This window comes from Micromonospora sp. NPDC049240 (genome assembly GCF_040647835.1).
Classification (GTDB): Bacteria; Actinomycetota; Actinomycetes; order Mycobacteriales; family Micromonosporaceae; genus Micromonospora.
This window is the reverse complement of sequence record NZ_JBEZCX010000023.1, coordinates 21,677-43,860: the sequence shown is the minus strand read 5'-3', so window position 1 is coordinate 43,860 and position 22,184 is coordinate 21,677. Positions and strand designations below refer to the sequence as shown.

The 22,184-nt window shown below is 73.1% G+C and carries 18 protein-coding genes and 1 pseudogene; 10 read left to right on the top strand and 9 right to left on the bottom strand.

The annotated features are described in order from the left end of the window. Positions 1-74: 74 nt before the first annotated feature. A complete protein-coding gene (locus AB0B02_RS27475; protein ID WP_357305028.1) occupies positions 75-1,364 on the top strand; it encodes an ABC transporter substrate-binding protein in 1,290 nt (429 codons plus the stop codon). A gap of 77 nt (positions 1,365-1,441) precedes the next feature. Here the strand turns inward: AB0B02_RS27475 and AB0B02_RS27470 are convergent, their stop codons facing one another. Further along, the gene (locus AB0B02_RS27470) at positions 1,442-2,662 is read right to left on the bottom strand and encodes an acetyl-CoA C-acetyltransferase (RefSeq protein ID WP_357305025.1); all 1,221 of its coding nucleotides are present in this window, start codon (positions 2,660-2,662) and stop codon (positions 1,442-1,444) included. 197 nt (positions 2,663-2,859) lie between these two features. Here AB0B02_RS27470 and AB0B02_RS27465 point away from each other — a divergent pair. The 3 genes and pseudogenes from AB0B02_RS27465 to AB0B02_RS27455 all read left to right on the top strand — a co-directional run. Beyond that, positions 2,860-3,396: pseudogene (locus tag AB0B02_RS27465) on the top strand (acyl-CoA dehydrogenase family protein); the annotation flags it as partial. Positions 3,397-3,442: 46 nt separating this feature from the next. After that, complete coding sequence (locus tag AB0B02_RS27460) at positions 3,443-4,051, top strand: TetR/AcrR family transcriptional regulator (RefSeq protein WP_357305022.1); 609 nt, start codon at positions 3,443-3,445, stop codon at positions 4,049-4,051. Positions 4,052-4,099: 48 nt separating this feature from the next. Next, positions 4,100-6,856 carry an AAA family ATPase gene (locus AB0B02_RS27455; RefSeq protein WP_357305019.1) on the top strand — a complete coding sequence of 919 codons (2,757 nt, stop codon included), beginning with the start codon at positions 4,100-4,102 and terminating at the stop codon, positions 6,854-6,856. A 29-nt stretch (positions 6,857-6,885) separates the two neighbouring features. On the opposite strand, the gene AB0B02_RS27450 is transcribed toward AB0B02_RS27455, so the two are convergent. Genes AB0B02_RS27450 through AB0B02_RS27440 form a run of 3 tightly spaced genes read right to left on the bottom strand, consistent with a single transcriptional unit; the run spans position 6,886 to position 10,085 of the window. Continuing rightward, a complete protein-coding gene (locus tag AB0B02_RS27450) occupies positions 6,886-7,959 on the bottom strand; it encodes an alcohol dehydrogenase catalytic domain-containing protein (protein ID WP_281940142.1) in 1,074 nt (357 codons plus the stop codon). Further along, positions 7,956-9,374 carry an aldehyde dehydrogenase family protein gene (locus tag AB0B02_RS27445; protein ID WP_357305016.1) on the bottom strand — a complete coding sequence of 473 codons (1,419 nt, stop codon included), beginning with the start codon at positions 9,372-9,374 and terminating at the stop codon, positions 7,956-7,958. The genes AB0B02_RS27450 and AB0B02_RS27445 overlap by 4 nt, the downstream gene beginning before the upstream one ends. 45 nt (positions 9,375-9,419) lie before the next feature. Further along, positions 9,420-10,085 (bottom strand): TetR/AcrR family transcriptional regulator C-terminal domain-containing protein, encoded by a 666-nt coding sequence (locus tag AB0B02_RS27440; protein WP_357305013.1) that lies wholly within the window; start codon positions 10,083-10,085, stop codon positions 9,420-9,422. A gap of 91 nt (positions 10,086-10,176) precedes the next feature. Here AB0B02_RS27440 and AB0B02_RS27435 point away from each other — a divergent pair, with 91 nt between their 5' ends. The 6 genes from AB0B02_RS27435 (at position 10,177) to AB0B02_RS27410 (ending at position 17,072) form a co-directional block, all read left to right on the top strand. Further along, the gene (locus tag AB0B02_RS27435; protein ID WP_281940145.1) at positions 10,177-11,325 is read left to right on the top strand and encodes an acyl-CoA dehydrogenase family protein; all 1,149 of its coding nucleotides are present in this window, start codon (positions 10,177-10,179) and stop codon (positions 11,323-11,325) included. A gap of 15 nt (positions 11,326-11,340) precedes the next feature. Beyond that, complete coding sequence (gene fabG, locus AB0B02_RS27430; protein ID WP_281940146.1) at positions 11,341-12,099, top strand: 3-oxoacyl-ACP reductase FabG; 759 nt, start codon at positions 11,341-11,343, stop codon at positions 12,097-12,099. A gap of 32 nt (positions 12,100-12,131) precedes the next feature. Continuing rightward, positions 12,132-13,304, top strand: coding sequence for an acyl-CoA dehydrogenase family protein (locus AB0B02_RS27425; RefSeq protein WP_281940148.1), 1,173 nt, complete (start codon positions 12,132-12,134; stop codon positions 13,302-13,304). Then, positions 13,301-13,765 (top strand): MaoC family dehydratase, encoded by a 465-nt coding sequence (locus AB0B02_RS27420; RefSeq protein WP_357305009.1) that lies wholly within the window; start codon positions 13,301-13,303, stop codon positions 13,763-13,765. Before AB0B02_RS27425 ends, AB0B02_RS27420 begins: the two co-directional genes overlap by 4 nt. Next, positions 13,762-15,306: a long-chain fatty acid--CoA ligase gene (locus AB0B02_RS27415; RefSeq protein WP_357305006.1), complete on the top strand. Its 1,545-nt coding sequence runs from the start codon at positions 13,762-13,764 to the stop codon at positions 15,304-15,306. The genes AB0B02_RS27420 and AB0B02_RS27415 overlap by 4 nt, the downstream gene beginning before the upstream one ends. A gap of 131 nt (positions 15,307-15,437) precedes the next feature. Further along, on the top strand, positions 15,438-17,072 hold the full coding sequence (locus AB0B02_RS27410) for an Ig-like domain-containing protein (RefSeq protein WP_357305003.1): 1,635 nt from the start codon (positions 15,438-15,440) through the stop codon (positions 17,070-17,072). A 244-nt stretch (positions 17,073-17,316) separates the two neighbouring features. Here AB0B02_RS27410 and AB0B02_RS27405 read toward each other — a convergent pair whose 3' ends face one another. From AB0B02_RS27405 to AB0B02_RS27385, 5 genes are all read right to left on the bottom strand, one after another. After that, positions 17,317-18,144, bottom strand: coding sequence for an SDR family oxidoreductase (locus AB0B02_RS27405; protein ID WP_281940155.1), 828 nt, complete (start codon positions 18,142-18,144; stop codon positions 17,317-17,319). 330 nt (positions 18,145-18,474) lie between these two features. Beyond that, the gene (locus tag AB0B02_RS27400) at positions 18,475-19,635 is read right to left on the bottom strand and encodes a cupin domain-containing protein (protein WP_357304998.1); all 1,161 of its coding nucleotides are present in this window, start codon (positions 19,633-19,635) and stop codon (positions 18,475-18,477) included. Further along, on the bottom strand, positions 19,632-20,384 hold the full coding sequence (locus tag AB0B02_RS27395) for a methyltransferase domain-containing protein (RefSeq protein ID WP_357304995.1): 753 nt from the start codon (positions 20,382-20,384) through the stop codon (positions 19,632-19,634). Before AB0B02_RS27395 ends, AB0B02_RS27400 begins: the two co-directional genes overlap by 4 nt. Then, positions 20,381-21,370: a hypothetical protein gene (locus tag AB0B02_RS27390; protein WP_281940160.1), complete on the bottom strand. Its 990-nt coding sequence runs from the start codon at positions 21,368-21,370 to the stop codon at positions 20,381-20,383. The genes AB0B02_RS27395 and AB0B02_RS27390 overlap by 4 nt, the downstream gene beginning before the upstream one ends. Then, positions 21,371-22,174, bottom strand: a complete 804-nt coding sequence (locus AB0B02_RS27385; protein ID WP_281940162.1) for a DUF5819 family protein — start codon at positions 22,172-22,174, stop codon at positions 21,371-21,373. It abuts the gene before it with no gap. Positions 22,175-22,184 lie beyond the last annotated feature (10 nt).

The window sequence follows — 22,184 nt, the reverse complement described above, 5'->3', positions numbered from 1 at the left end:
GGCGGCGCACCCGCCGGCACCCAACCCACCACCCGATTCAGGAGAACCGGACCGAAGAAAGGTCGGTGTTCCACATGCACCGTACGACACGACGTGGTCTCGCGGTCGTCAGCACCATCGCCCTGCTCGTCGCCGCCGCGGGTTGCGGTGGCGACGAGGGCCCGGGCGGCGCCGGGCGCGGGACGGTGCCCGGCGTCACCGACACCGAGATCGTGGTCGGCACCCACATGCCGCTGACCGGGCCGGCCTCGGCCGGTTACTCGAAGATCGCCCCGGCCACCAAGGCGTACTTCGACTACGTCAACGCCAACGGCGGGGTGCACGGCCGGAAGATCACCTACAAGATCATGGACGACGGCTACAACCCGGCGAACACCCAGCAGGTGGTCCGCCAACTGGTGTTGCAGGACAAGGTCCTCGCCGTGCTCAACGGGCTCGGCACGCCGACCCACACCGGCGTGCTCGACTTTCTCAAGAGCAACCGCGTCCCGGACCTCTTCATCGCCTCCGGCAGCCGTAGCTGGGACCAGCCGGACAAGTATCCCGGCTCGTTCGGCTTCAACCCCGACTACACAGTGGAGGGCAAGATCCTGGCCAACCACGTGAAGACCGCGCTGCCCGGCCAGAAGGTCTGCTTCCTCGGCCAGGACGACGACTTCGGCCGGGACAGCCTGGCCGGGGTGGAACAGGTGCTCGGCGCGGGCGCGGTGGCGGTCAAGCAGACGTACGTCACCAGCAACACGAACGTGGCGCCGCAGATCGGCGCGTTCAAGGCCGCCAACTGCCAGGTGGTCGTCCTGGCCACCGTGCCCGGCTTCACCGCGCTGTCGATCGGCACCGCCGCCCGGCTCGGCTTCAAGCCGCAGTGGCTGGTCTCCAACGTGGGCGCCGACCACCCCACGCTGGCCAAACAGCTCGGCGCGGCGGCCGGCCTGCTGGAGGGCATGGTCGGCGCCAACTACCTGCCGATGCAGAACGACGCGGCCAACCCGTGGATCCAGCTCTTCACCAAGGTGAACAAGGCGCACAACGGGGACGCGCCGTTCGACGGCAACACCGTCTACGGGATGGCGGTCGGCTACCTCTTCGTGCAGGCGCTCCAGGCCGCTGGTCAGGACCTCACCCGGGAGTCCCTGCTCAAGGCGGTCGCCAAGGGCGGCTTCCAGGGCCCCGGGCTCGCGCCGCTGCGCTACTCCGACAGCGACCACTCCGGCTATGGCGGGGAGCGGCTGACCCGGGTCAGCGGGGGCGTGCAGGCCTACTTCGGGCCGACGTACGAGACGGACGAGCACGACGGGCCGGTGCGTGAGTACACCGCCCAGCCGGTGACCCCGCCGGCCAACGGGATCCCGACCGCGTCCTGAGCCACCGCGCCGGGCGGACGGGGTCACCCACGACCCCGTCCGCCCGGCACCGTGGCCGCGCCGGCCGGGCGGTCCGGTCAGCTCAGCCGCTCGACGATCATCGCCATGCCCTGGCCGCCGCCGACGCACATGGTCGCCAGCCCGACCTGCCGGTCGTGCCAGCGCAGCGAGTTGAGCAGGGTCGTGGTGATCCGGGCGCCGGTCATCCCGAACGGGTGCCCGATCGCGATCGCGCCGCCGTTGACGTTGAGCCGGTCCCAGTCGATGCCCAGCTCGTGCGCGCTGGGCACCACCTGCGCGGCGAACGCCTCGTTGATCTCGACCAGGTCGACGTCGGCGACGGACATCCCGGCGCGGCGCAGCGCCTGCCGGGACGCCTCGACCGGGCCGAGCCCCATCACCTCGGGGGAGAGCGCGCTCAGCCCGGTGGCCACGATCCGGGCCAGCGGGGTGACCCCGAGCTCCCGGGCCCGCACGTCGGACATCACCACCAGCGCGGCGGCCCCGTCGTTGAGCGGGCAGCAGTTTCCCGCGGTCACCGTGCCGTCGGGCCGGAACACCGGTGCCAGCGCGCGCACCGCCGCCAGGGTCACCCCGGGACGTGGCCCGTCGTCGGCGGTGACCACCCCGCCGCCGGGCACGGTGACCGGGGTGATCTCCCGGGCCCAGAAGCCGTCGGCGATGGCCTTCTCGGCGAGGTGCTGCGACCGTACGGCGAACTCGTCCTGACTGTCGCGGGAGACCCCGCGTAGCCGGGCCACGTTCTCCGCGGTCTGTCCCATGGCGACGTAGACGTCCGGCAGTTGGCCGTCGTCGCGCGGGTCGTGCCAGCGGGGCACCCCACCGGCGGCCCGGTCGACGGTCCGGGTCACCGCGTCGGCGAACCGCGGGTTGGCGCTGCCCGGGTGCCCGTCGCTGCGGCCCCGGTCGTACCGGGAGACGCACTCCACCCCGGCGGAGACGAAGGCGTGGCCCTCGCCGGCCCGGATGGCGTGCAGCGCCATCCGGGTGGTCTGCAGCGACGACGAGCAGTACCGGTTCACGGTGGTGCCGGGCAGGTGGTCCAGTCCGAGCAGGACCGCCACCACCCGGGCGAGGTTGTGGCCCTGCTCGCCGGCGGGCTGGCCGCAGCCGAGCATCAGGTCGTCGAGTTCCCGGGGGTCGAGCTGCGGCACCTGGTCGAGGGCGGCCCGGACGATGGTGGCGGCCAGGTCGTCCGCGCGCAGATCGCGCAGGGAACCCTTGTTGGCGCGGCCGATCGGGGATCGGGCGGCGGCGACGATGACGGCTTCCGGCATGGCAGTGTCCTCTCCGGACTGCACATTATATTTGCACTGACGGTGCGGTTATGGCCGAGCCCGTGTCAACGGAATGTGAGATACTGGGCGAGATTCGTCGTTGACGTTCACCGAAGTGCCTCATACTGTCTGCATCGTGAATGCAGATTCAGGCCGGCTCGACGGCCGGGTCGCCCTCGTCGCCGGCGCCAGCCGCGGGATCGGCCTGGCAGCGGGAGCGCTGGCTGGTCCCGCTGCTGGACGGCCGGCTCCGTTCGGCGTTCGCGATGACCGGGCCGCACCCGGATCGAGCGGGACGGCGACGAGTACGTGGTCAGCGGCCGCAAGTGGTTCGTCGCCGGTGCGCTCGACCCGACCTGCGCGGTCTTCGTGGTGATGGGCCGGACCGACCCGGACGGACCCCGGCAGCGGCGGCAGAGCCAGCTCCTGGTGCCCCGCGACACTCCGGGTGTCACCGCGCGCCGCGGGCTGCGCACCTTCGGGTACGACGACAGCGACCACGGCGGCCACGCCGAGATCCAGGCCATCAAGATCGCGGTGCCGGGGACCGTCGAGTCGGGCCATCCAGGCGCACGGGGCGGCCGGCCTCAGCCAGGACACCCCCGCTGGCCCGGCTCTGGGTGCGAGCCCGCGCGCTGCGCCTGGCCGACGGCCCGGACGAGGTACACCGGCAGTCGCTGGCCCGTCGCGAGCTGCGCCGACGCCGCCCCGACGCGCCGACGGCGCACGTCTAGACTCGGCGGGCAGTGAGGCGTGACAGCGTCGAGGAGGGCAGCGCGGATGGGTGGGGTGCAGGCGCCCGGCCGGGTGGACGGGCGGACGGCCCGGGCCGCGCGGACCCGGGCGGCGATTGTGGAGGCCCACCTCGCGCTCATCTCCGAGGGGGACCTGCGGCCGACCGGCGAGCGCATCGCGGAGCGGGCCGGCATCTCGCTGCGTACGCTCTGGACGAACTTCAAGGACATGGAGACGCTCTTCGAGGCCAGCGGGGCGGAGGTGCTCCGCCAGCAGGACGCCGCGTACCGGCCGATCTCGCCGACGCTGCCGTTGGCCAAGCGGGTCGACGCGTACTGCCGGCAGCGGGCGCGGCTGCTGCAGCTCATCGCGCCCTCCGCGCGGGCGGCGCAGATGCGGGAGCCGTTCTCCGACCAGCTGCACCGCAACCGGCTGGTGCACATCTCGCGGGTCCGCGAGGAGGTCGAGCAGCTCTTCGCGGCCGAGCTGGCACAGGCCGGGTCCGGTCGGGAGCAGGTGCTGCACGCGGTGGTCGCGGCGAGCATGTGGCCGGCCTGGTCGATGCTGCGCGACGGGCTGGGGCTGGGCGTGGACCAGGCGCGGGCGGTGATGGCCCGGACGGTGGGCGCCCTGCTGGCCGGCGCTCCCCGCTGACCGGTCCGAACTCTTTCCATCCGGTTTCCGATAGGTAACACTCGATGCATGGTTGCTGCATCGTCAGTGCAAATAACTGGGCTGCCGGGTCGGGACACCGAGTGCGGGGCCATCCGGCGGCTGGTCGACGGCCTGCCGGACGCCGGGGGAGCGCTGCTGGTGTGGGGCGAACCCGGCGCTGGCCGTAGCGTCCTCGTCGGCTACGCCCACCGGTACGCCACCCGCTGTCACCGGCTGGCCGGCGCTGGCCTGGCGGACGAGGCCGCGCTGCCGTACGCGGGCCTGCAACGCCTGCTCGACCCGCTGCTCGACCGGGCCGACGCCCTGCCCGAGCCGCAGCGCGGGGTGCTGCGGCGGACGCTGGCCGGCGCGGGCTGCCCGGCCGACCACCGGCTCGCCCTGTCGATGGCCGTGCTGGGACTGCTCGCCGCCGCCGCCCGGGAGCGCCCACTGCTCTGCACGGTCGACGACGTCGATCGCGGCGACCCGCCGACCACGGAGGTGCTCGGCTTCGTGGCCCGCCGGCTGCGGCACCTGCCGGTTGCCATGCTGCTCACCGCCGGCACCGACGCGGTCGCCGCCGGCGTGCCCCGGCACCGGCTGCGCCCCCTCGACGACCGGGCCGGCGCCGCGCTGCTCACCGACCGGCTGCCCGGGCTGGCCCCCCGGGTGGCCCGGGAACTGACCGCGGTCGCCGGCGGCAACCCACAGGCCCTGGCCGACCTCGCCGAGGTGCTCACCCCGGGCCAGTGCCGCGGTGAGGAGCCGCTGCCCGACGGGCCGCCCCTCGACGGCGCGCTGGGTCGCGGGTACCGGGGCCGGCTGGCCGGGCTGCCCGCCGACACCCGGCGCGTGCTGCTGCTCGCCGCGCTCGACGAGCACGGCGATCCGGTCACCCTGGTCCGGGCCGCCCGCGCCGACGGCACGGCGATCGAGGCGCTCGCCCCGGCCGAGGCAGCCGGGCTGGTCCGGGTCGGCCCGGAGCGGGTGGCCCTGGCGCAACCGCTGGCCCGGGCCGTCGTCGCGGCGGACGCGCCGCTGGCCGAGCGGCGTGCCGCCCACCTGCTGCTCGCCGGCGTGCTCGACGGCCCCGGACAGCACCTGCGCCGGACGCTGCACCGCGCCGCCGCGGCGGAGGGCCCGGACCCGGTGCTGGCGGCGGAACTGGAGGCCGCGGCCGGTGGGGCCGGCGGGGACGACGGGGTGGCCGCCCTGCACCGGGCCGCCGAACTCAGCGGCGAGCCGCGGCAGGCCAGCGCCCGGCTGGTCGCCGCCGCCGGTCGCGCCTGGGCGGCGGGGCAGCCGCGGCGTGCCGCGCGGCTGCTCGCCGAGGCCGCCGAGGCCGCCGCGGCCGGACCGGTCGACCCTGTCGTGGCCGGCCGGGCCGAGCTGCTCCGCGGCGAGCTGGAACTGCGCTGCGGCTCGCCGTCGACGGCCTCGACCACCCTGCTCGCCGCCGCCCGGGCGGTGTCCGGGGTCGACCGCATCGCGGCCCTCGGCGCGCTTGTCCGGGCCGGTGAGGCGGCCTGCCACACCGGCGACCAGTTCCGCTACGCCGAGGTGGCGCGCCGAGTGGCGGTCCTGCGCCGGCCCGAGGACCCGCCCGACGCGGAGTTGCTGACCGCGCTGGCCGCCGGGGTGGCGGCGACGCTGCGCGGTGACCACGAGCGGGGCGGCCCGGCCCTGCGCCGGGCGGTCGTGCTCGGCAACCGGCTGACCGGGCCGGCGCTCACCCCCGCCGCGCTGACCGGCGCGGCGGTCGCGGGTCTGCTGGTCGCGGTCGACAGCGCCGCCCACCGGCTCGCCCAGCGGGCCGTCGAGCTGGCGCGTGCCCGCGGCGAGGTGTCGGCGCTGCCCCGGGCGCTGGAGCTGCGCGCGATCGCGGAGTACTGGCTGGGCCGGCACGAGGCGGCGGCGGATACCTCCCGGGAGGGGTTGCGGGTCGCCCGGGACACCGGCCAGGTCAACTCCGCCGGGGTGCACCTGGGCATGCTGGCGGTGCTGGCGGCGGTACGGGCCGACCGGGAAACCAGCCTGTGCCGGATCCGCGAGATCGGCGAGGCGCCCGCCCCGCACAGCCGCCCGCGCGCGCTCGCCCAGTGGGCGCTCGCGGTGCTCGACCTGGTCGACGGGCGGCACGAGGCAGCCGCCGCCCGACTGGCCGCGCTGGCCCGCCCCGGCACCGGCCGAGGGCAGGTGCTGATCCAGGTGATGGCCACCCCGTACCTGGTCGAGGCCGCCGCCGGCGCGGGCCGGCGACCGGCCGCCACCGCCGCGCTCGCCGTCTTCGACAGGTGGGCCAGCAGCACCGCCAGCCCGTCCCGGCGGGCGCTCTCCGCGCGCTGCCACGCGCTGCTGGCCGCGCGCGGCAGCGCCGACGCCGAACGCGGCTTCCGCACCGCGCTACGGCTGCACCCGGCGGATGCGGGGGCGTTCGAACGGGCCCGCACCGAGCTGCTGCTCGGCCGGGAACTGCGCCGCAGCCGCCGCCCCCGGGACGCCCGGGAGCACCTGCACGCCGCCCGGGAAACCTTCGGCCTGCTCGGGCTGACCGTCTGGGCCGAGCAGGCCACCACCGAGCTGCGGGCGGCCGGCGAGTCGGTCGGCACACCGGAGCTGCCGGCCGCCCGGCTGCTCACCGGGCAGCAGCTACGGATCGCGCAGCTGGTCGCGGAGGGAGCCACCAACCGCGAGATCGCCACCCGGATGTTCCTCTCCACCCGGACCGTCGACCACCACCTGCGCAACATCTTCCACCGGCTCGGCATCCGGTCCCGCACGGAGCTCGCCCGCGCGCTGCACTGAACCCGGCGCGCGGCGGCGGGCGGCGAGGGTCAGGGCAGCACGACGGTACGGGCGCCCTCGCCGCGGGCCATCCGGTCGAACGCCGCCGCGGCGCCGTCCAGGTCGGTCCGGTGGGTGATCAGGGCGGCCGGGTCCAGGGTGCCGTCGAGCACGGCACGGGCCAGCTCGGGCACGTCCCGGTCCGGGTCGGACGAGCCGTACACCGAGGAACGCAGTGTCCGCCCGGAGTGGAAGATGTCCAGCGCGCTCAGGCTGACCACGTCGTCCCGTGCGCCCATCCCCACCACGGTGACCTGGCCGCCGCGCCGGGCGGCCCGCCAGGCGGCGCGGATGGTCACGCCGCGGCCGACGCACTCCAGGGCGTGGTCGACGCCACGCCCGTGGGTGCGCTCCCGGACCGCCCGGCTCAGCGCGTCGTCGGCGACGAGGAAGTCGGTGGCCCCGGCGGCGGCGGCCAGTTCGGCCTTGGCGGGCGACACGTCGACGGCGAGGACCGGGTCGGCGCCGGCGGCCCGGGCGGCGGAGACCACCGACAGGCCCACCCCGCCGAGACCGATCACCGCCACCGACTCGCCGGGCGCCACCCGGGCGGTCCGGCGTACCGCGCCGACCCCGGTGAGGACGGCGCAGCCCAGCAGGGCCGCGGTGGCGAACGGTAGCTGCGCCGGAACGTCGATCACCGCCTCCTGCGGCACCACCACCTCCTCGGCCAGCGCGCCGAGGCCGAGGGCGACGTGCAGCGGCGCGCCGGCCGAGGTCCGGCCCCGGGCGGTCGCGGGGGAGCCCGTCCGCTCGCAGAACCACGGCTCGCCGCGACCGCAGTACCAGCACCTCCGGCAGGGCGGCGCCCAGTTCAGCACCACGTGCGCGCCGGGCCGGACGCGGTCGACGCTGGGGCCGACCTCGACCACCTCGCCCGCCGCCTCGTGTCCGAGCACCAGCGGGTACGGCGGCGCGACGGTGCCGTTGACCATGGACAGGTCCGAGTGGCAGACCCCGGCGGCCCGTACCCGCACCCGTACCTCGCCCGGCCCGGGTGCCGGCAGCTCCACCTCTTCCACCGTCAGCGGCTGGTCCACGCCTCGGGCGAGCAGCGCCCTCACCGCTGGATCGCCTTGGTCTGGAGGAACTCGTCGAGCCCGTAGCGACTCAGTTCCCGGCCGAGGCCGGACTGCTTGTAGCCGCCGAACGGGGCGAGCGGGTTGAACGGCGCGCCGTTGATGTCGACGGCTCCGGTGCGGATCCGCCGGGCGACCCGCACCGCCCGCTCCTCGTCGGCGGACCAGACGGCGCCGGCCAGGCCGTACCGGGAGTTGTTGGCGACGGCCACCGCCGCCTCCTCGTCGTCGACCGGGATGACGGCGAGCACCGGTCCGAAGACCTCCTCCTGGGCCAGCGCGCTGCCCGGGTCGACGTCGGCGAGCACGGTCGGGGCGACGAACCAGCCCCGCTCGGGCAGCACCGCGTCCGGGCCGCCGGCGATCAGCCGGCCGCCGTCGGTGAGCGCCCGGCTCACGTGGCCGGTCACCCGGTCCCGCTGGGCCGCGGAGACCAGCGGGCCGAGCCGGGTGTCCGGTGCGAACGGGTCGCCGGTCCGGTAGCTGTCGGCGGCCTTGGCGACCAGACTCAACGCCTCGTCGTAGCGGTCCCGGTGCACCAGCATCCGGGTCCAGGCGGTGCAGGTCTGGCCGGAGTTGAGGAAGGCGTTGCCCACGCCGACCCGCACCGCGGTGGCCAGGTCGGCGTCGTCGAGGATCACGTTGGCGGACTTGCCGCCGAGCTCCAGCGCCACCCGGGCGATCCGGTCGGCGGCCAGGTGCGAGATCCGCCGGCCGGTGGCGGTCGAGCCGGTGAAGGAGACCATGTCGACGTCCGGGTGGGCGGCGATGGCCTCGCCCACCTCGACGCCGGTGCCGGGCACCAGGTTGACCACCCCCGGCGGGAAGCCGGCCTCGTGGATCGCGTCGAAGAGCAGGTACGCGGTCAGCGGGGTCAGCTCGCTGGGCTTGAGCACCACCGTGCACCCGGCGGCCAGCGCGGGCGCCACCTTCGCCATCACCTGGTGCAGCGGGTAGTTCCACGGGGTGATCGCCCCGACCACGCCGACCGGTTCGCGGACCACGAGCGAGTTGCCGACGGTCTCCTCGGCGGGCGGCCGGGCGGCCAGTTCGACGTAGCTGCGCAGCACGGTCAGCGGCAGGCCGACCTGTACCCGGGTGGCCACCCTGAGCGGGGTGCCCAGCTCCAGCACGACCGTCTCGGCGGCGATCGCGGCCCGGCTGGCCAGCGCCGCGTGCAGGCGGTCCAGGGTGGCGGACCGCTGCGCCGAGGTGGTGGCGGCCCAGCGGGGGAAGGCGGCCCGGGCGGCCGCGACGGCCCGGTCGACGTCGGCGGCCGTGCCGGCCGGCACCCGGGCCAGGAGCTCCTCGGTCGCCGGGTTGTGCACCGCAATGGTGTGCCCGGAGGAGGGGGCGACCCAGGCTCCGTCGAGATAGATGTCGGTTCGTGCGAGATCCATCGCGCCCCTCACCGTGGTCAAAAACTAGCGCTGCAAGTTTTGACTCTAGCGCCCCAGGTCGGCCGGTGGGAGGGGTGGCAGCGGCCCGATGTGCTCCTCGTAGGTGCGGGAGAGCCCGTGGATGAGCGCGTCGAGGCCGAGCGCGAAGGCGCCCTCGTCCACCCGTTGCTGATGCTCGGCGAGCCGGTGCGCCTGGGTCAGGTGCGGATACCGCTCGTCGTACAACCCCGGGTCCTCGACGAAGCCACGGGCGAACGATCCGAGCGCGGAGCCCGCCACGAAGTAGCGCATCAGCGCGCCGATGTGCGTCGCGCGCGCGGGCGGCCAGCCGGCAGCGACGAGTCCACCGTAGACCGCGTCGGCCATCGCCAGCGCCGCCGGCCGCCGGCCCGGCCCGCGGGCCAGGTGCGGCACGATGTTCGGGTGCGCGGCCAGTGCCGCCCGGTACGAGTGCCCCCACCGGCGTAGCGCCTCGCGCCAGTCGAGGCGGCCGAAGAAGGAGACGTCGACCTGCGCCGTGACGCTGTCGGCCACCGCGTCGAGGATCTCGTCCATGGTGGCGAAGTGGTTGTACAGCGAGGGCCCGCGCACCCCGAGTTCGGCCGCGAGCCGGCGGGTGGAGAACCCCTCCAGGCCGTCCGCGTCGATCAGCGCCGCGGCGGCCTCGACGATCCGCTGCCGGCTGAGCAGCGCCTGCCTCGGCCGGGGCATCCGTGCCTCCCTCGTTCGCTCGTGGGTTCGCCGCAACTCTGCCACAACGAGGTCTGGACGGAATTAAACTTGCAGCGCTAGTTTATGCCTCATGGACCTTCAGCTCTCCCCGGAGCAGGCGGCCGTCCGGCGACTGGCCGCCGAGTTCGTCGACCGGGAGGTGGCCCCGTACGCGGCGGCCTGGGACCGGCGCGAGTCGGTCGACCCGGAGATCGTGGGAAAGCTCGGCCGGCTGGGCTTCCTCGGGCTGACCATCCCCGAGGAGAACGGCGGGTCCGGCGGCGACCACCTCTCCTACTGTCTGGTGCTGGAGGAGCTCGGCCGGGGCGACTCCGCCGTCCGGGGCATCGTCTCGGTGTCGCTCGGGCTGGTCGCCAAGGCCATCGCCGCGCACGGGTCCGCCGCGCAGCGGGCCGAGTGGCTGCCCCGGCTCTGCGCCGGCACCGCGCTCGGCTGCTTCGCCCTGACCGAACCGGACAGCGGCTCGGACGCGGCCGCGCTGACCACCCGGGCGACCCGCGACGGCGGCGACTGGCTGATCACCGGCGCGAAGACGTTCATCACCAACGGCACGTTGGCCGATGTGGTCCTGCTCTTCGCCCGCACCGGCGGGGCCGGACACCGGGGCATCACCGCGTTCCTGGTGCCCACCACCGTCGCCGGGCTCACCCGGAAAGAGATCCACGGCAAGCTCGGGCTGCGCGGCCAGGCAACCGGTGAGCTGCGCTTCGATGCCGTCCGGGTGCCCGACTCGGCGCGCCTCGGCCCGGCCGGCGGCGGGTTTCGGCTGGCCCTGGCCACCCTGGCCAAGGGCCGGATGTCGGTGGCCGCCGGCTGCGTCGGCATCGCCCAGGGCTGCCTCGACGCGGCGGTGGGCTACGCCGGGCAGCGCACCCAGTTCGGCAAGCCGATCGCCGGGCACCAACTGGTGCAGCAGTTGCTCGCCGCCATCGCCGTGGACACCGCCGCCGCCCGGCTGCTGGTGTGGCGGGTGGCCGACCTCGTCGACCGGGGCGAGCCGTTCGCCACCGAGGCGTCGATGGCCAAGCTCTTCGCCAGCGAGGCCGCGGTCCGGGCGGCCAACAACGCCGTCCAGGTCTTCGGCGGGTACGGCTACATCGACGAGTACCCGGTCGGCAAGTACCTGCGCGACGCCCGGGTCGCCACCCTCTACGAGGGCACCAGCCAGATCCAGCAGCTGCTCATCGGGCGCGCGCTCACCGGCGTCAACGCCTTCTAGCAAAGGGGAGAACCCGTGACCAGATTCGCCGACCGGGTGGCCGTCGTCACCGGCGCCGGGCAGGGCATCGGCGCGGCGACCGCGCACCGGCTGGCCGCCGAGGGCGCCGCCGTCGCCGTGGTCGACCTCGACGAGGAGCGCAGCCAGGCGGTCGCCGACGAGATCACCGCGGCCGGCGGCCGGGCCGTCGGCATCGGCTGCGACGTGACCGATCCCGCGGCGGTCGCCGCGATGACCGACCGGGTGGTGCAGGCGTACGGCGGGCTGCACGTGCTGGTGAACAACGCCGGCATCACCCGCGACGACCTGCTGTTCAAGATGCCCCTGCCACATTGGGAGGCGGTGCTGACCACCAACCTGACCAGCATGTTCCTCTGCTGCCAGGCCGCCCAACAGCACATGGTCGCGGCCCGCTACGGCCGGATCGTCAACCTCAGCAGCCGCTCCGCCCTCGGCAACCGGGGCCAGGTCAACTATGCGGCGGCCAAGGCCGGGGTGCAGGGCCTGACGGCCACCCTCGCCATCGAGCTCGGCCCGTACAACGTCACGGTCAACGCCGTCGCCCCGGGCTACGTGGCCACCGCGATGACCGCCGCCACCGCGCAGCGGGTCGGCAGCAGCCCGGAGGAGCATCAGCGGATGGTCGCCGAGCACACCCCGCTGCGCCGGGTCGCCCAGCCGACCGAGATCGCTTCGGTGATCGCCTTCCTGTCCAGCGACGACGCGTCGTACGTCAGCGGCCAGACCCTGTACGTCAACGGCGGCGCGCGCTGAGGCGCGCCGGCGGACCAGCACCCGGAGGAAACATGGACTTCGCGCTTTCCGACACCGAGCGGGCGATCCGCGACACCGCCCGCGACTTCATCGCCAGGGAGGTCATGCCGCTGGAGCAGGAACTGCTGCGGCGGGAGCGGGCGCACCGGCCCGGACTGGAGCACAGCGAGCTGCGCGAGTTGCAGCTCAAGGCGCGCAAGTTCGGGTTCTGGGGGCTGGCCACCCCGGAGGAGTACGGCGGCATGGACCTGCCGGCCGTCACCCAGTCCCTGATCTGGACCGAACTCGGCCGCTCGTTCGTGCCGTTCCGGTTCGGCGGTGAGGCCGACAACATCCTGTTCCACGCCAACGACGAGCAGAAGCGCGAGTACCTGGTCCCGACCATCGAGGGGGAGCGGCGCAGCTGCTTCGCGATCACCGAGCCCGGCGCCGGCTCCGACGCGGCCAACATCAAGCTCAGCGCCCGCCGCGACGGCGACGACTGGATCCTCAACGGCGAGAAGACCTTCATCACCGGCGGTCACGATGCCGACTTCGCCATCGTGATCGCGGTGACCGACCGGGAGAAGGGCGCCCGCCACGGCGGCGCCACCGCGTTCCTGGTGGACCGGTCGATGGGCTGGCGCTCGGAGTTCATCCAGACGATGGGCGAGGGTGGCCCCGCCTCGCTGGTCTTCGACGACGTCCGGGTGCCCGGGCGCAACATCCTCGGCGAGCCCGGGCAGGGCTTCAGCCTCGGCATGGAGTGGATCGGCAAGGGCCGCTACACCATCCCGTCGCACGCCGTCGGCATCGCCGAGCGGGCGTTGTCGATGGCCATCGACTACGCCAACACCCGGGAGACCTTCGGCGCGAAGATCGGCACCAACCAGGCCATCCAGTGGATGATCGCCGACTCGGAGACCGAGCTGGAGGCGGCCCGCTGGCTCATCCTGCGCGCCGCCTGGACCGTCGACCAGGGGATGGACCCGCGGCACGCCTCCTCGATGGCGAAGCTTTACGGCGCGGGCATGGTCAATCGGGTGGTCGACCGCGTCCTGCAGATCCACGGCGGCATGGGCTACACCCGCGAGCTGCCGATCGAGCGCTGGTACCGGCAGGTCCGGCTGTACCGGATCTTCGAGGGCACCGACGAGATGCAGCGACTGATCATCTCCCGCGACCTGCTACGCGGTTACACGAAGCTGGGAGGGCACCTGGCATGAGGGTCTTCGCGTCCATCGAGGAGTTGGCCGAGGCGACCGGCGAGACCCTGGGCCCCGGCCCCTGGTTCCGGATCGACCAACAACGGGTCGACCGGTTCGCCGACGCCACCGACGACCGCCAGTGGATCCACATCGACCCGCGACGGGCCGCGGCCGGCCCGTTCGGCGGCACCATCGCGCACGGCTACCTCACGTTGTCCCTGCTGCCGGCGCTGGCCGGTGGCCTGTACCGGGTCGAGGGGGTGGCCCTGGGGGTCAACTACGGCCTCAACCGGGTGCGCTTCCCGGCCCCGCTCCGGGTCGGCAGCGCGGTCCGCGCCACCGCGACCCTGGCCGAGGTGTCACCGGTGGACGGCGGTGTGCAGGTGGTCACCGCGGTCACCGTGGAGAGCGACGCCGGCGGCAAGCCGGTCTGCGTCGCCGAGACGGTCAGCCGCCTGGTGCGGGGCGTGGCCCGATGACAGCGCTGTCGCTGGCCATGGTGCTGGCCGAGTCCGCCCGCCGGCACGCCGACACCGTCGCCGTGGTCGACGGCGACACCCGGGTGACGTACGCCGAGCTGTGGCTGGAGGCGCGCAGCTACGCCGCCGGGCTGCGGGAGCTGGGGGTCGGCCCCGGCGACAAGGTGGCCCTGCTGGCCCCGAACGTGGTGGACTTCCCCCGGGTCTACTACGGGGCCCTCGCCGCCGGCGCGGTGCTCGTCCCGGTGCACCTGCTGCTGACCGTGGACGAGGCGGCGCACGTGCTGACCGACAGCGGCACGAAGCTGCTGGTGTGCCACAGCTCCCAGTTCGCCCTGGGCGCCGCCGCCGCGGCGGCGGCCGGCGTGCCGCTGGTGACCGTCGGGCCGGCGGCCGCCGGCGCGGTCGCGCCCCGCCTGGAGGAGCTGAGCCACCCGCTGCCACCGCTGCCGTCGTACGTCACCCGGTCGGCGGAGGACCCGGCGGTGGTGCTCTACACCAGCGGCACCACCGGGGTGCCCAAGGGCGCCCTGCTCACCCACCTCAACCTGGTCATGAACGCCACCGTGAACGTCTTCGACGCCAACGACGCGCGCAGCACGGACGTCGTGCTCGGCTGCCTGCCGCTGTTCCACAGCTTCGGCCAGACGGTGGCGATGAACGGCACCTTCCGGATCGGCGCGACGCTGGTGCTGCTGAGCCGGTTCACCGGGCCGGCCGCCATCGACCTGATGCTGCGCGAGGGGGTGGACGTCTTCCACGGCGTGCCCACGATGTACGTGGCGCTGCTCGACGCCGCCCGGGACCGGGACGACCTGCCCCGGCTGCGGCTCTGCGTCTCCGGCGGGGCGTCGCTGCCGGTGGCCGTGCTGGAACGGTTCCACGCTGCCTTCCAGACGACGGTCTTCGAAGGGTACGGGCTCTCCGAGACCTCACCCACCGCCACCACCAACCAGCCGCACTTCGGCACCCGCGCCGGGAGCATCGGGCACCCGGTCTGGGGCGTGGAGGTGGAGATCGCCCGCGCGGAGGTGGACGAGCGGATCGAGCTGCTACCGACCGGAGAGCTCGGCGAGATCGTCATCCGGGGGCACAACGTCTTCGCCGGTTACCTGGGGCGGCCCGAGGCGACCGCGGAGGCGGTGGTGGACGGCTGGTTCCGTAGCGGTGACCTGGGACGCAAGGACGCCGACGGGTTCATCACCATCATCGACCGGAAGAAGGACATGATCATCCGAGGTGGCTTCAACGTCTACCCACGCGAGGTGGAGGAGGTCCTTGCCGGGCACCCGGCGGTCGGCCAGGTGGCGGTGATCGGGGTGCCCGACCCGCACCACGGCGAGGAGGTCTGCGCGGTGGTGGTGGCGGACCCGGCCGGCCCGGGCCTGCCCGACCAGCAGGAGATGATCGACTGGTCGCGGGAGCATCTGGGCCGGCACAAGTACCCGCGGCAGGTCCGGTACGTCGACGACCTGCCGCTCGGGCCGAGTCACAAGGTGCTCAAGCGGGAACTGCGTCGCCGCATGGCCCCGCCCGACTGACCACCGCCCGCCGTCCGCTGCCCACCCGCCCAGGCCGCGGCCCTCGTCGGTGACGTGCACCACGGTATTGACAGACAGAGTCCCGACCGCCGAGGCTTTATTGAGCGATGTTTGTCGATGAATGCGGGGGCATGATGCGACGCAGGATCTTCGCGCTGGCCACGGCCGCCGTGGTCGTCGTCGGTGGGGCCATGACGATGGTGCTGCCGCCGGCGTACGCCGCGACGGCGTGCACGGTGGACTACACCATCACCCGAGAGTGGTCCAACGGCTTCTGGGCCGAGCTCACCGTCACCAACCTGGGCTCCCCCGTCACCGACTGGTGGCTGCGGTTCCGTCAGGTCAGCGGCCAGACGATCACCATGGGCCTCGACCGGCTGCCGGACGGATACACGCTCGGCAGCGGCGAGTTGTACCCGATCACCATGCTCCGCCCACCGGCGGGGTCCACGCTGCCGACCGGCGCCTCGGTGACGGTGCGCTTCGGCGGCAACTACCGGGACGCGGAGCCCGAGCCGACCGACTGGGTGTTGAGCGGCCAGCCGTGCAACGGGGACGTCGGCAGCCCGACCGGCTCGTCGCAGCCGACGGCTTCGGGGAGCCCGCAGCCCAGCCCACAGCCGGGCGGCCCGTCGGTGTCGCTCACCTCGCCCCTGCCCAACGACTTCTTCGCCGCGCCGGGCGTCATCCCGATCCGTGCCGAGGCCACGGCGGCGGCCGGCCGGCGGATCGAGCGGGTCGAGTTCCGGGAGCGCGGCACGTTGCTCGCCGTGGACACCACCGCGCCGTACGCGTTCGACTGGCGCGGCGCGCCGCCGAACAGCGGCACCCGCGTCACCGCCACCGCCTACGACAGCGACGGCGCCCAGGCCACCGCCGAGGTCCGCGGCATCCGGGTGCTCCCGCCGCCGGCACCCGGTGCCGCCCCCGCGCTGAAGGCGATCGGCAACCGCATCCGTACGGTCACCACCGACCCGAGGCCGTACCGGCCACGCGGAATCATCCGGTCGGACGCGCCCGGCGAGTGCGCGTGGGGACCGATCCGCTGGGACGGCCCGGTCGACGACGCGTCCGTAGGTGCGCTGCGGGCCCGCGGCGTCGACGCGGTGCGGGTCGTGCTGAGCGACGCCTGCTTCGTCTACACCGGCAGCCCCACCGACAGACAGAACCGCGTCGGCTACGTCGACGAGGCGGCCCGGTACGTCGACCGGCTCGTCCGGGCCGGCATCACACCCATCGTGTCGCTGCGCCAGAGCGACCTTCTCGCCACGCGCTCCTTCTGGAGCGCGGCGGCGGAGGTGTTCGGCGCCGACAACGCGGTGATCTTCGACATCTCGCCCTACGACTTCCCGGCGGCCGGTGGCACCGGTCCCGCGGTGGTCTGGACCTGCTGGCGCGACGGCGGCGTCGCGTGCGCGGGCACCAGCCTGCCGAATTTCGGCGTGCAGGAGCAGATCCGCCTGCTTCGCGTGCAGGGCTCGTTCAACCTGGTCCTCGCCGCCGGGATCGACGGCGGCAACGACCTGCGCCGGTGGCTGGAATACCGTCCGGCCGACCCGGACGGCCGCAACGTGGCCGCCGCCTGGCGCGTCGACGACCGCTCGGCCTGCGCCACGCCGGCCTGCTGGCAGTCCACCCTGCTCCCGGTCGCCGCCCAGGTACCGCTGGTCGCCACCGACGTCAGCGCCGGCTCGGCGGCGCCGACGTTCGTGCTGCGGACGGTCACCTGGCTCGACCAGCACGGCATCGGCCACCTGCGCCGGTGACCGGGAAAGAGGTAAGCCTGAGGTTCCCCGATTGGCCGGAACCGTCGTGGCGTCCGTCAACCTGGGTGCAGCCCGGGCCTGTTGCGACGAAGAGGCGGCTCCTTCGCGGCCGGCCAGTCCGGTGACCGTGTCTGGTCCAGCTTGGACTGCGCCTGGTCCGCTGCGATCCCGGCCAGCGCCAGGCGGACTTGCTCATGCGGAAGAACGTCGACGATCTTGGCTCGATCGTTCCTCGCGCGCCTGCTCACGGGGCGATGTGATGGCCCGCCTTGACCACCTGGTCGTACTCTCGGCGTCGGGCGTCGTAGGCGCGCGTCAGGACTACCTCCGAGTCGGATCCCACCGGCAGTCGAAGCGGCGGCGAGTCCATCTGACCGAGCCGCCAGACCACGTCGGCGAAGAGCTCGGGGGAGTTGATCTCCGCATAGGTGTTCATCTCGTGCAGCGCGCGGAACATGCCCTCGCTGACCGGCGTGTAGTCCGCGATACCGTGCTCCGGTCTCCGCAGGTTGGCGCTGTAACCGGTGGCGAAGCCGCCCGGCTGCAGGATGGTCACCTTGACCCCGAGGTGCCCGGCCTCGGCGGCAAGCGATTCGGCCGCTCCCTCCAGCGCATACTTGCTCGCGTTGTACGCGGCGAGCCCTGGGATGGGAACCACGTTGGAGACCGAGCTGACGAAGACGGCGTGCCCGTGGCGCTGCTCCCGCCACAGCGGCAGCACGGCGCGGGTGAGCCGCCACGGCCCGAAGACGTTTGTGGCGAACTGCGCGGCGAGCTCCGCGTCGGAGATCTCCTCGAAGGTGCCGAACTGGCCGTAGGCCGCGTTGTTGACCAGAACGTCGACGCCGCCGAAGGCGTCCACCGCACGCGCGACCGCTGCTGCGCACTGCTCCGGATCCCGTACGTCCAGGGCGGCGGCCACCACGTTGTTCGGATGCCGGGCGACCAACTCGTCCAGGGTCTCCGGCTGCCTGGCGGTCGCCACCACCTGGTCGCCCTCGGCGGCGAGCCGGGCCGCGAGAGCCTGACCGAGTCCGCTCGAACATCCCGTGACCAGCCAACGCTTTGTCATCGCTCTCGACCCGCCTATCCACTGGGTTGTGCCGCGAATGCAGGGTGTCAGAGGTGGCGCAAAAGGTGAAGAGGCGTCGACCTTCGTCAGACTGATTCGTCGGGTATCCGGCATCGGGGCCGGCCCCGTCCTCATCCGGTGCATCAGGAACGTGGCGCGGTGGTTGAGGGGCTCCGGCCCTGTCGAGGGCCACGTCAACCCCATCAAGACGATCGAGGCTGTGACCAGCGAAAAATGGGGCACGGCCTCGATCGCTTGACTGTCGGGTGTCCTCGTAGGGCCGGCCGTGCCGACGGTCCCCATGCACTGCGCAGAAAGGGCTTGTCGGACTCACGCGGCCTGGCGGAGGACGCCGGCCCGTACCAGCGCGCGAATCACGCGGTGCGGATCGGTGGAGACGACGGCCGCCACCTTGCCGGCCGGCCACCGGCCCCCGGTGTCGCGCAGTTGCCGCAAGGTGTCGACCAGCTTTGCGTCCAGGCGATACGTGGTCGCGCCGACGGTCACTGCGCCGTCGGCAACGGTGCAGGACGGGCCGATCTCGATGTCGTCGTCCAGACCGATCCGGTCGGCGTCGGCCAACTGCGCGAACCGGCCCGGCTCACCTGACGATCGCGCGTCGGGAAGGACGCCCAGCGACGGGGTGGCGTCCGGGGCGGTGCGCAGTCGTGCGGCGAGGTCGTCGAGTTCGAGCGCCGACAGTCGGCGCAGCAGTTCGTCGCGCCGGGCCGGCAGACCCGGCCCGAAGGCGTCGACCGGCAGCGGCCGCTCCAGGAAGGCGTCGTCCAGGAGCAGCTCGGCCACCAGGTCCGTCATCAGGTTCCGCCAGGTGGGCTGGCGGAACGTCACGCTCACGTGCAGTGACAGGTTGCCGCCGTAGTCACCCACGTACGGCGAGTGGGAGGGTACGTAGAGGACGTCGCCGGGTTCCAGAGTGGCGTCCACGGCCGGCTCACCCGATGCGCCGACACGGCTGGTGTCGGCGTGCTGCGGCTTCGTCGGCCAGACCCGCCACCGGCGGGTACCGGTGAGCTGGACGATGGCGATCTCCACCGGCCGGTCGTGGACGACCAGATCCATCCGTCCTGCGGGGGTGAGGCAGCCGTCGACCCAGGTCGGGGTTCCCACGGCAGCCGCCACGTCGCGAGCCAGGTCGAACAGAGCCGGCACGAAGCGCTGCAGGTGCGGCCAGATCAGCGTGGCGCCGGCCTCGAAGTAGCGGTACACCCGCTCGGCCACCGCGTATTCGGCATGCACACCGCCCGAGGACTCGGCGACGGCGGTGTACTCGACCGGGACGATGATGTTGTTCTCGGCGGCGATCCGGATGTCCGCTGCGCGGATGGTGCGGGACCGCAGCAGGCGATCCAGGTCGCGCACGGTGAGCAGGTCACCCGGTGGGCACCGCATGGCCTGCCTGCGCACGACGGCCTCGCGGGCCAGCACGGTGGCGAACTCGGTCGGCGACCCGAAGATGTCGGCGAACGTCACTGTAGATCACTCCCGTGCTGGTAGATCGAGATGCAGACGCCGGTTCCGGTGAAGGGCTCCCGTGACCAGCCGCCGAATCGGCCGGTGCGGCGCAGTCCGGCCAGGCGCGCCATCAGGTCCAGCTCGGCGGGCCAGACGTAGCGCATCCGCAACGGCGCGAGGTGCACGCCGTCGGCACGGAAGTTCACCGTCTGCCGCACCAGGGTCTGTTCCGCCGGATCGTGCAGGATCATGACAAGCTCGGTGCGGTCGGGCCGGATCTGCGTGGGTGCGATGATCTTGTTGTTGACGAAGTCGGACAGCCCGATCATCTGTGTCTCCAGCACCAGGCGGCCGTCGTCGGCGAGATGACGCGCGGCGTTGCGCAGGAAGGCGACCTGCGTGTCCTGGTCGGGCAGTGCATAGATGGTGTTGAACACGCAGTACACGAGATCGAAGCGTTCGTCGAGCCGGACGTCGACCATGTCCGCGTGGCGCGTCCGGATCACACCGGCCGGGTCCTTGGTGCCCAGCACGGCGAGCATGTCCGCGGAGTTGTCCACGCCGGTGACGCTCAGGCCCGAGCCGGACCCGAGCGGCAGGGCGATACGGCCGGTGCCGACACCGAACTCCAGGACCCGGCTGCCGGCACCGACGACGTCCCTGAGGAATCGGACCGCCGGCCCGGTGGGCCAGCCGGCACCGATCTCGTCGTCGTAGTGCCGGGCCTCGTTGCGCAGGTACTGCGCGGAGGACGACCAGTCACTCATCGTGCACCACCGACCAGGTCGGGCTCGGGGGCCGGTACCGCCGGTGAGACCGGAGCGTTCCGGCGGTACGCCGACGCGAAGCGCCGCCTGAGCCAGTCGCGGGTCGCGCGGTAGTCGTCGTCGGACAGCAGCGCACAGTCAGCGGCGATCATGTAGAACGCGAAGCTGACGAGGCCCATGGTGGCCCCGATGCCGAGGTGCATGCCGATCACCAGCAGCAGCGCGATCTCGCGGAGCCGCCGGTTGCGGCCGGGCACCAGCAGCACCACCGCCAGCTGCACCGTGATGGTCAGGTAGCAGGCGAGCGTCACCAGCGCCGCGTTGTGCATGAGCGCGGTGGCGGTGTCGCTGTACTGGAACTGGTGCAGTTGGCTGATGTAGTAGAGCGCGTTGCCCTCGCGCCAGCGGGTGTCGACGATCTTCCAGAAGCTGGACATGGCGTAGACGACACAGATCTGGAAGACAACCAGCACCCCGGCGGCGTTGTGCACACTGTTGAGCAGCGTCGGCTTGTCGCTTGTCGCTGTCAGCCGGGCGCGGGTTCGCGCGGCGAGCGGGCTGAGGTACGCGTTGGTGGTGGCGAACACCAGCAGCAGCAACAGGATCCGGGCCAGGTTGTCGCCGCCGTCAAGCACGTTGGGATTGCGCTGGTCAAGTGACCAGATGAAAATCGCGTTCACCAGGGTCAGTGCCCTTCCGCCCAGGACGGTCCAGACCAAGGCAGCCACCAGGCCGGAAAGGTAGACCAGGTTGAACCATGTTTCACCGTCGCTGAGGCGATAGAGGGAGAACACGCTCCCGGAGGAGTGCTGCGAGGCGCTGAAGCTGGCGAAGCTGGTGGTCCCGTTCGGCCCGTAGAGGGCGTCGCGGTACGGGAAGTTGGCCAGATAGATGAGGGCGGTGGTGGCGCCGAGCCCGATTCTGAGCAGGGACAGACCGACCAGTCGTCGGCGGCCGGTGGCGAAACGGTCGAGGAAGGTGGACATTCACCGCTCCGGGGGTTGGTAGGACATCCAGCCGGTGTCGGCGATGCGGATGGGCGGGTCCTGTTCGGGGTCCGCCTCGTGCCGCTCGGAGAAGCGCAGGATCGCGGTCCAGGTGTAGAAGACCCGCACCCGCACCGGTTCGCCGTCGAGTTGGACGCCGGGCACCATCATCGAGGCGAGCCGGCCGATCTGGCCGCTCACCTGCTTGCGGGCACCGGCCAGGCTCTCTCGGGCCGCGGCGAGGTACTCGGTGTCACTCATCTGCCCGGCGCCCTCCAACTCCTGCCAGCCGGCTGGCAGGATGCTGGCCTCCTGCGCGCTGATCGGGTGGCTGGGATCGGCGGGGTCGGTCAGCGGCTGCCCGTTCTGTCGACTCGTGATGAGCCGCTCGAGTTTGGTCTCCGAGGTCGCGATGTCGGAGAGCGAATAGCCCAGGTTCAGCACGGTGCGGTCGACCCGGGGCGGGAAGAGCCGGTGCGCCTTGGCCTCGGCGATCAGCGGCTGCGTGAGCGACAGCACCGGGCTGGTCGTCGTGGTGCCGCCGGTGCGGTACTCGACCTGGAGCCAGCCGTCGTAGTTGCCGTTGGGCGGGTTGGGTGCGAAGAGCCGCCACCGCTGCGTCAGGTAGGGGTCGACGACGGCGTCGAGGGTCGACTGCAACCGCACCTTCAGCGGCGACGGCGGCAGGTTGTACCCGATGACGGACACCGCGTACGCCGTGACGACGAGCAGGGGCAGGATGCGGACGACCCGTTGCGCGACGCGGGCCGGTCCGGACTGCGTCCAGCCGGGGGGTCTGATCACCAACCGCGGC

Excerpts from the sequence above, each read along its gene's own strand:
- AB0B02_RS27475 (WP_357305028.1), top strand. The coding sequence starts at position 75 with ATGCACCGTACGACACGACGTGGTCTCGCGGTCGTCAGCACCATCGCC.
- AB0B02_RS27470 (WP_357305025.1), bottom strand. The coding sequence starts at position 2,662 with ATGCCGGAAGCCGTCATCGTCGCCGCCGCCCGATCCCCGATCGGCCGC.
- AB0B02_RS27460 (WP_357305022.1), top strand. The coding sequence starts at position 3,443 with ATGGGTGGGGTGCAGGCGCCCGGCCGGGTGGACGGGCGGACGGCCCGG.
- AB0B02_RS27455 (WP_357305019.1), top strand. The coding sequence starts at position 4,100 with ATGGTTGCTGCATCGTCAGTGCAAATAACTGGGCTGCCGGGTCGGGAC.
- AB0B02_RS27445 (WP_357305016.1), bottom strand. The coding sequence starts at position 9,374 with ATGGATCTCGCACGAACCGACATCTATCTCGACGGAGCCTGGGTCGCC.
- AB0B02_RS27440 (WP_357305013.1), bottom strand. The coding sequence starts at position 10,085 with ATGCCCCGGCCGAGGCAGGCGCTGCTCAGCCGGCAGCGGATCGTCGAG.
- AB0B02_RS27435 (WP_281940145.1), top strand. The coding sequence starts at position 10,177 with ATGGACCTTCAGCTCTCCCCGGAGCAGGCGGCCGTCCGGCGACTGGCC.
- AB0B02_RS27425 (WP_281940148.1), top strand. The coding sequence starts at position 12,132 with ATGGACTTCGCGCTTTCCGACACCGAGCGGGCGATCCGCGACACCGCC.
- AB0B02_RS27420 (WP_357305009.1), top strand. The coding sequence starts at position 13,301 with ATGAGGGTCTTCGCGTCCATCGAGGAGTTGGCCGAGGCGACCGGCGAG.
- AB0B02_RS27415 (WP_357305006.1), top strand. The coding sequence starts at position 13,762 with ATGACAGCGCTGTCGCTGGCCATGGTGCTGGCCGAGTCCGCCCGCCGG.
- AB0B02_RS27410 (WP_357305003.1), top strand. The coding sequence starts at position 15,438 with ATGATGCGACGCAGGATCTTCGCGCTGGCCACGGCCGCCGTGGTCGTC.
- AB0B02_RS27405 (WP_281940155.1), bottom strand. The coding sequence starts at position 18,144 with ATGACAAAGCGTTGGCTGGTCACGGGATGTTCGAGCGGACTCGGTCAG.
- AB0B02_RS27395 (WP_357304995.1), bottom strand. The coding sequence starts at position 20,384 with ATGAGTGACTGGTCGTCCTCCGCGCAGTACCTGCGCAACGAGGCCCGG.
- AB0B02_RS27390 (WP_281940160.1), bottom strand. The coding sequence starts at position 21,370 with ATGTCCACCTTCCTCGACCGTTTCGCCACCGGCCGCCGACGACTGGTC.